Here is a 7565-nt window from a genome sequence, read left to right as displayed (position 1 = left end):
TCTCCAACGCCAGCACCGGATCGCGGCGCGTGAGCACGTCGACGCGCGCCAGCACGCCCTGTTCGTCGAACGGCGACGGCCACTCTTCGCACGACGCGAGCAGCTCGAGCGCGCGGTCGTACTGCGCCTCTCGAATGCACCTCCGTGCGAGCTCCAGCCGATCCTGATGCACGATCTGAGGCTCGCTCTAGTCCTGGATCGTTCCGGCTTGCGTTGTTGCTCCGGCCGTAACGTGGACGAGGGGTCCGAGGATTACGGTCTGTTCCGAGGTTTGGCCGCTCGCGGACAACTGCTGCCCGCTTGCGGTCGTGTAGTTGTTGAAGACGACCACGTGATAGGTGCCGGCTCTAATGGTATGAATCGTAAACGTACCATCGGTATCGGTATCCACCGTATTGGCGACCCTTCCGTGCTTATCGAGCGCTACGACGGTCGCACCGGACACCGGAGCGCCCGACTCGCCGAGCACAGTTCCCGCAATCTTTCCAGCCAATTCGGTTGGAACCGCAAAGAGCGTCGGACGAGCCACGAGCGAACCGTCGTCACGCTGCGCGATCGATTCGAGCGCGTTAAAGTCGGCCTCGACGTCCTTGGCGGGATCGCCTCCAACCGTGAACGGCGCCGTAACCGTCATGGCCACCGTACCGGGCGATACGGACGTCGTTTTCGTCGTTTTTCCAGCGTCGACCGTACTCTGCGTTTTAGTATCGGTGAGAAAATCGAGCGGATACGTGATGCCGTTTGCTACCACGCCGCTGGATTTCACATCGACGACGAACTGGAGTTTCTGGTAAGTCCCGTTGAACACATCGCCGATCCCAATCGAAGAAGGATCCGTTTGCGCTGCCATGACGTTGACGACGTATGGCGTCGGGTAGGAAGCAAGCGTCGTCGCCACCCCGTTCGAGATCACCGCGACGCTATCGATACCGATGTTGATGGCCGACGGCGATAAGTTTCCGATGCGCGGCGGCGCGTCCGTCAACAGAATCGATATCGACGACATCGGGATGCCGCCGAGCGTATCCTTCGTCGTAATGGAACGCGGCACGACGGGCGTAATACCGTTCGATCCGGTGCCTTGCGAACCACCGCACGCCGAAAGCGTAAAGAGCAAAGCGATGATGGCGATACGAAGTTGCTTTGAGGATTCCACGATAGGCCTCCAGGACACAATAGCATGCTCAGCCGCGCATAAACGCAGCATTGCCCGTCGATCCCACAACCCAATTCCCGCACACCAGGGGACTTCAGTATAGCTCGCGCCGCACAGCAATCAAGAGAACGTGCCAGTCGTAAAGTCCCGTTTTCTGTTAAGACTCGGAAAAAATGACGCGTGCAACGTCCATTTATGTAAATGTTTAGTCCGAAATACCTAAAGATTGCGCAAAAAAGGGCCGCTCTTGCGAGCGGCCCGGGCGCCATCGTTCCGTCGAACGACGCTGCTACATCCTTTTGCTGATCGCTATTTCATGACGGGCATCGTGAATTGCGAGCCGGCGCCCTTGCCTTTGGGCCAGCGTTCGGTGGTCGTCTTGATGCGGGTGTAAAATCGGACGCCCTCCGGGCCGTGGATGGCGTGGTCTCCAAAAATGGAACGCTTCCATCCGCCGAAACTGTGGAACGCCATCGGCACCGGAATCGGGATGTTTACGCCGACCATGCCCACCTGCACCGCGTGGACAAATTCACGCGCGGCTCCGCCATTGCGGGTAAAGATTGCGACGCCGTTGCCGAATTCGTGATCGTTGCAGAGCGCGATCGCTTCTTCGAACGTCTCGACGCGAACCACGCACAGCACGGGGCCAAAGATCTCTTCTTTGTAGATGCGCATCGACGGCGTAACGCGATCGAAGAGGCAACCGCCCAGAAAGAATCCTTCGGGCGACACGCCGTTACGATAGGGCCTTCCGTCAACGACGAGTTCCGCGCCTTCGGCGACGCCGAGGTCCACGTACGAACGCACGCGGGCGAGGTGTTCGCCGGTTACCAGCGGCCCCATCTCCACGTCCTTCGCATCGCCGGGGCCGATGTGCAGGGTGCGCACGCGTTCCGCAAGCCTTGCGACCAGCGGATCCGCAATCTCGCCGACCGCGACCGCGACGCTGATCGCCATGCAACGTTCGCCGGCAGAGCCGTAGCCCGCGCCTACGAGCGCGTCAATGGTTGCATCCAAGTCCGCGTCGGGAAGCGCGACGAGGTGATTCTTCGCGCCGCCCAGCGCTTGAACGCGTTTGCCCGCATTCGTGCCGCTACGATAGACCGACTCCGCGACCGGCGTCGAACCGACAAAGCTGATCGCCGCAACGTCGGGATGGGTCACGAGGCGTTCGACCGCTAAACGGTCGCCGTTAAGAACGTTAAAGACGCCGTTGGGCAGGCCGGCTTGCGTTAGGAGTTTCGCGAGTTCGAGCGCCAGTGACGGGTCTTTCTCCGAGGGCTTGAGCACGAACGTGTTGCCGCACGCGATGGCGACCGGAAACATCCACATCGGCACCATTGCGGGGAAATTGAACGGCGTAATCCCAACGCATACGCCAAGAGGTTGCCTCATCGACCAGCTATCGATGTCGCGGCCGACCTGCTCGGTGAGTTCGCCTTTGAGGAGCGAGGGAATTCCGGTTGCGAATTCCACGACTTCGATGCCGCGTTGCAGCTCGCCGCGCGCGTCGTCGAGCGTCTTGCCGTGCTCGGAGGTGATGATGGCGCTCAGCCGGTCGGCGTCGCGCATCAGCAATTCGCGAAAGGCATACATCACCGCGGCGCGGCGCGGGGGCGGCGTCTGCGACCACGCCGGATATGCGCGTTTCGCCGCGGCCACGGCCGCGTCGACCTCGGGCGCCGATGCCAGCGCCACGTGCGCCGCCACGACGCCGCGTGCCGGATCGTACACATCCGCGAAGCGTCCGGATGCCCCGGCTACGGGCGCGCCGTCGATCGAATGGCCGAGTTCGCGTACGGCCAAGAGGCTTTGCTTGGTTGAATTCGTCATCGGATTCCCTCGCCGGCCGCGATACGTGCGAGGACCGCGGTAACGGCCTCGCGTGCGGTCGTCAGTTGTTCGCGCATCGCGCGTTCGGCCATATCGGGGTCGCCCCCGGCAATCGCGGCCACAATCTCGCGGGCGTGTTCGTAGGACGCTTGCATGCGGCCGGGCTGGAGAACGGCGATGCGCCGCAGGCGCCGAACCGGGCCGGAGAGCGCTTCGTACGAGCGCCGCAGCGTTGCATTCCCGGTCAGGTCCATCATCACGTCGTAAAATCGGTCGAGTTCGGCCGTGAAGGCGTCGTTTTTGCCACGCTCCGCGCACGCTTGCAAAGCCGCTAGGCGTTCCTCCAGGCGAGCCTTGCCCACGCCGGTCAGCCGGCTGGTTGCCAGGCGCGCGGCCTGGGTCTCCAAGGCCTCGCGCGTTTCGTAGATCTCCATCACATCGCGATCGTCGATTTCCCGCACGTACGCGCCCGCTCGAGCGACGGTTACAACGAGTCCCTCGCGCTCCAATTGTGCCAATGCCTCACGAGCCGGCGTTCGGCTGACGCCGAACTGCTCGCCGATCTGTGCTTCGGAGAGCCGGGTCCCGGGGGCTAGCCGCCCGGACACGATCGCTTCGCGCAACGCCGGGACCACCCGTGAAGCGGAGAGCGATTCACCGGGACGAGGCCGGGCCGTTGCGAGATTCATCGCATTCTCGGGAGGAATCGCATTATGCATACCGCGTATTTCTTGTATACAGTGTCTACAACCTCTCACAACAGTCCCGGATCTGCCGCTTCCGAACGGGCAGGAGCGGTGCACGTCGAGCGTTCCGACGATGTCTTGACCATCACCCTGGATGGGCCGCGCGGTAATGAGATTAGCCCGCCGATGTTCGAGACCATTCTGAAAGCGCTCGCCGAAGAAGCTCTCCATCCGCTCGCAAAGGTACTCGTTCTGCGAGCCACCGGCGAAGCATTCTGCACGGGGCGGGAGCGCAGCGCGCAAACCTTGGCAGAGATGCGCGCTGAGGCGGAACGTCTCATCGCGCTCAAGCGCGCGTTTCGCAACTCCCCCCTCATCACGGTCGCGCGCGTGCACGGTGCGGCCATGGGGTTTGGAATGGGCTTCGCCATCCTCGCCGACTTCGCCATCGTCGCGCAAGACGCGCCGCTGGCATTTCCGGAGATGCGGGCGGGGCTACCGCCGGCCGCGATTATGGCCTACCTCGGTGAATTCGCGTTACCGCGCGACGCGTTTCCGCTCATCCTCTTCGGAGAGACCTTCAGCGCCGCGCACGCGAAAGCGATCGGCTTGGTGAACGACGTCGTTCCGATCGCAGAACTCGACGCGGCGGTGAACGCGCTTGTCGATCGTATCCTTCGCATCGACGCTGCGTCGGCACGCGCATGCAAAGAACTGTTCAGAACGATGCTCCAAGGATCATTCGACGCCAACTGCCGTTTGGCAACCGATGCGCTCGCAGTCGCGAGCGCTACCCTGCTGCGTCGGTCGGCTCGGTAGCCGACTTCTTTTCGGTAGCCGACTTCTTTTAGGAGAGACCACCATGACGACCGCACCCACCATCGTCAACGCCGGGCCCCGTTTGGACCGGCTCGTAACCTCGCCGCTTCACCGCCGCGTGATGTGGCTCGTCGGCGCCGGGATGTTCTTCGACGGCTTCGACATCTACGTTGCGGCGACGGTTATCAGCGTCCTCATCAAAACCGGCTTCGCCACTCTGGGAGATGCCGCGCTCTTCGTTTCGCTCACGTTCCTCGGCACGATGGTCGGATCCATCGTCACCGGTTTCCTCGGCGATAAGTACGGGCGCAGATTCACCTATCAAGCGAATCTGGTCATCTTCGGATTGGCCGCGCTCGGTGCGGCATTCGCACCGTCGATTCTGTGGCTCGTCGCGATGCGCTTTATCATGGGGATCGGCTTGGGTGCCGAGAACGTCGTCGGCTACTCCACGATGACGGAGTTCGCACCGGCCGCGCGTCGCGGAAAGTGGCTCGGCCTCATCGCGGTATTCGTCGTGAGCGGTCTTCCGGTAACGGCGTTGCTGGGATCCTGGATCATTCCGCACTTCGGTTGGCGGCCGATGTTCATCATCGGCGGCATCGGAGCGCTCGTCATTTGGTATCTGCGCAAGCAGTTACCCGAATCGCCGCGCTGGCTTGAGAGCGTTGGACGCGCCGCCGAGGCCGAAGCCATCGTCGAGCGTTTCGAGGCATCGTCGCGCACGGTTGCGCCGCTCGCTCCGGTACGCCCGGCGCCCGCCCCGGCCGCTCACATTCCGCTCTCGGCGCTGTTCGGCCGCACGCTGCTGCCGCGCACCATCGTCGCATTGGTAACGCTCTTTACCATCAATGCTTGGTTGTATGGATTCATTACCTGGATCCCGACATTCTTCGTGAAGGAAGGGCTGAGTATCGCCACCTCGTTCGGCTTCGCGCTCACCATGTCGATCGGCGCGCCGATCGGCGCGCTCATCGGCGCGTACACGTCCGATTCGTGGGGACGCAAAAAGACGATCGTTTCGGCATCGGCGCTTTCGATCGTATTCGCCTCGATCTACCCGTTCGTTCACGACCCCATCCTGCTACCGTTGGTCGGCTTTTGCCTCACGGTACCGATCTACGTATTGGTCGCGCTCCTCTTCGGAATCTATATTCCGGAGCTATTCCCAACCGAAATTCGCTTACGCGCGAGCGGCATCACCAACACGTTCGGTCGAGCTGCCGCAGTAATCGTACCGTCGATCGTAGTTATGCTCTTCACGCGCAACGGCGTAGCCGGCGTCTTGGCTTTCATGGTCGCGTTGTTGATCGTGCAGATTGCCGTCGTCGCGACGTTGGGGATCGAACCGAGCAAACGCGGGCTTGAGGAGATCGACGCGATTCCGGCGCGCAACGCCGCCGAACCGGTCGCGTTTCAGGCGGGAGCCTAAAGCCATGCTGGTAGAACCGGCGTTTCGCAGTCGGAGCGTCTTGAATGCGGTCGCCGGGAAGCTGCATGCGCCACTCCTGATCGACGGTTCGTGGACGGAAGCCTCAAACGGCGCGACGCTGGAAGTCCGTAACCCCGCTAACGGCGAGGTTCTGGGCACGCTGGCGGCGGCAACCGCGCAGGATGTCGACCGTGCGGTGCGCGCCGCGGCGAAAGCGTTCGAAGGTGGTGCGTGGAGAGACGCACCACCTCGCGAACGAGCGCGAGTATTGAACCGCTTCGCCGACCTATTCGAAGCCGAACTAGAGGCGTTTTACACGCTCGAAACGCGCAACAACGGCCGGCCGATCTCCGAAACTCGAGCTCAGATCGGCCGTCTTCCATACTTCTATCGCTATAATGCCGCGCTCGCACTCACGCAGCGCAGCGCCGTCATTCCGATCGAAGGCCCATACCTTCACTACACGCAGCGTGTCCCGCTGGGCGTGGCCGCACTCATGCCGTCGTTCAACCATCCGCTGATGATCCTCACCAAGAGCCTGGCGCCGGCCCTTGCAACCGGCAACAGCGTGGTCATCAAGCCCTCCGAACAAACCCCCTACACCACGGTACGCCTGGTGGAATTACTCATCGAGGCCGGAGTGCCGCCGGGTGTCGTGCATCTCGTGAACGGCACCGGCATCGAAACCGGCGCCGCACTTGCCTCGCACCCGGGAGTCAATAAAATCGTCTTTACCGGCGGCACCGACGTCGGGCGCTCGATCGGCGCGGCGGCCGCGCGCAACTTCGCGCTTACAACGCTCGAACTCGGCGGCAAGGGCGCGGTTATCATCTTTGACGACATGCCGCTCGAGCGCGCGGTCAACGGTGCGGCGTTCTCCGCGTTCATCGGTGCGGGCCAAACCTGCGTGTGCGGAGCCCGGATCCTCGTTCAGCGTTCGATGTACGATCGTTTTCTCACCGCATTCGCCGAAAAAGCGCGCGCGATTCGCGTCGGCGACCCGGCCGATCCACGCACCCAACTCGGGCCGGTCATCTCGGAGCGTTCGCGCACGCGCATCCTCGCGATGCTCGAGCGAGCAAGGCAAAACGGCGCGAAGATACTCGTCGGAGGCGCGGTGCCGGCAAACGCCGATCCTCGCGGCTTCTTCCTCGAACCAACCGCGCTCTACGACGTCGATCCGAGTTCGGAGATCGCGCAAGAGGAGGTCTTCGGCCCCTTCACCGTCGTCATCCCATTCGATGACGAAGCCGATGCGCTGCGCATCGCGAACGGCACCCGTTTCGGCCTAGCTGCCGGAATCTGGACGAACGACATCGCGCGCGCGCACCGCGTTGCCTCGAAACTCATCTTCGGGATGGTTTGGATCAACGATCATCACCGGCTCGACCCGGCTTCCCCTTGGGGCGGCTTCAAAGACAGCGGCGTCGGCCGCGAAACCGGAACCGAATCCTTCGACGCCTTCACCGAACCGCGCGCCGTCACGGTCAACACCTCCGGCTCGAACGCCGACTGGTACGGCGCAGAAACTCCGCAGCGATTGAACTAGCGTCTTGGGCCGCGCTGTGGTGCTGCTGATTGAGGTGGCCTCCGTTCGCTGCTCATTACGCTCACTGCGGCCACCTCAATCAGCAGC

6 protein-coding genes are annotated in these 7565 nt (G+C 62.6%); 3 read left to right on the top strand and 3 right to left on the bottom strand.

The features are described from left to right. Positions 1–187: 187 nt before the first annotated feature. The 3 genes from VMW12_13135 to VMW12_13125 all read right to left on the bottom strand — a co-directional run bounded on the left by VMW12_13135 (position 188) and on the right by VMW12_13125 (position 3711). A complete protein-coding gene (locus tag VMW12_13135; protein HUZ50664.1) occupies positions 188–1156 on the bottom strand; it encodes a carboxypeptidase regulatory-like domain-containing protein in 969 nt (322 codons plus the stop codon). 309 nt (positions 1157–1465) lie between these two features. Further along, positions 1466–2992 carry a CoA-acylating methylmalonate-semialdehyde dehydrogenase gene (locus tag VMW12_13130; GenBank protein HUZ50663.1) on the bottom strand — a complete coding sequence of 509 codons (1527 nt, stop codon included), beginning with the start codon at positions 2990–2992 and terminating at the stop codon, positions 1466–1468. Beyond that, positions 2989–3711 carry a GntR family transcriptional regulator gene (locus tag VMW12_13125; protein HUZ50662.1) on the bottom strand — a complete coding sequence of 241 codons (723 nt, stop codon included), beginning with the start codon at positions 3709–3711 and terminating at the stop codon, positions 2989–2991. Before VMW12_13125 ends, VMW12_13130 begins: the two co-directional genes overlap by 4 nt. A gap of 78 nt (positions 3712–3789) precedes the next feature. Here VMW12_13125 and VMW12_13120 point away from each other — a divergent pair, with 78 nt between their 5' ends. From VMW12_13120 to VMW12_13110, 3 genes are read left to right on the top strand one after another with little or no spacing between them, the layout of a single operon-like run. Further along, entirely contained in the window at positions 3790–4497 is a 708-nt protein-coding gene (locus VMW12_13120) for an enoyl-CoA hydratase/isomerase family protein (GenBank protein ID HUZ50661.1), read from the top strand. Between the two features lie 43 nt (positions 4498–4540). Beyond that, complete coding sequence (locus VMW12_13115; protein HUZ50660.1) at positions 4541–5929, top strand: MFS transporter; 1389 nt, start codon at positions 4541–4543, stop codon at positions 5927–5929. Between the two features lie 4 nt (positions 5930–5933). Then, the gene (locus VMW12_13110; GenBank protein ID HUZ50659.1) at positions 5934–7478 is read left to right on the top strand and encodes an aldehyde dehydrogenase; all 1545 of its coding nucleotides are present in this window, start codon (positions 5934–5936) and stop codon (positions 7476–7478) included. Positions 7479–7565 lie beyond the last annotated feature (87 nt).

Source organism: Candidatus Dormiibacterota bacterium (genome assembly GCA_035532835.1).
In the GTDB taxonomy this organism is placed as follows: Bacteria; Vulcanimicrobiota; Vulcanimicrobiia; order Vulcanimicrobiales; family Vulcanimicrobiaceae; genus DAHUXY01.
This window is presented reverse-complemented; position numbering and strand designations above follow the sequence as displayed.

What these genes read in the sequence shown, in the direction of transcription:
- VMW12_13130 (HUZ50663.1), bottom strand. Translation starts at nt 2,992, where the DNA reads ATGACGAATTCAACCAAGCAAAGCCTCTTGGCCGTACGCGAACTCGGC.
- VMW12_13125 (HUZ50662.1), bottom strand. Translation starts at nt 3,711, where the DNA reads ATGCATAATGCGATTCCTCCCGAGAATGCGATGAATCTCGCAACGGCC.
- VMW12_13115 (HUZ50660.1), top strand. Translation starts at nt 4,541, where the DNA reads ATGACGACCGCACCCACCATCGTCAACGCCGGGCCCCGTTTGGACCGG.
- VMW12_13110 (HUZ50659.1), top strand. Translation starts at nt 5,934, where the DNA reads ATGCTGGTAGAACCGGCGTTTCGCAGTCGGAGCGTCTTGAATGCGGTC.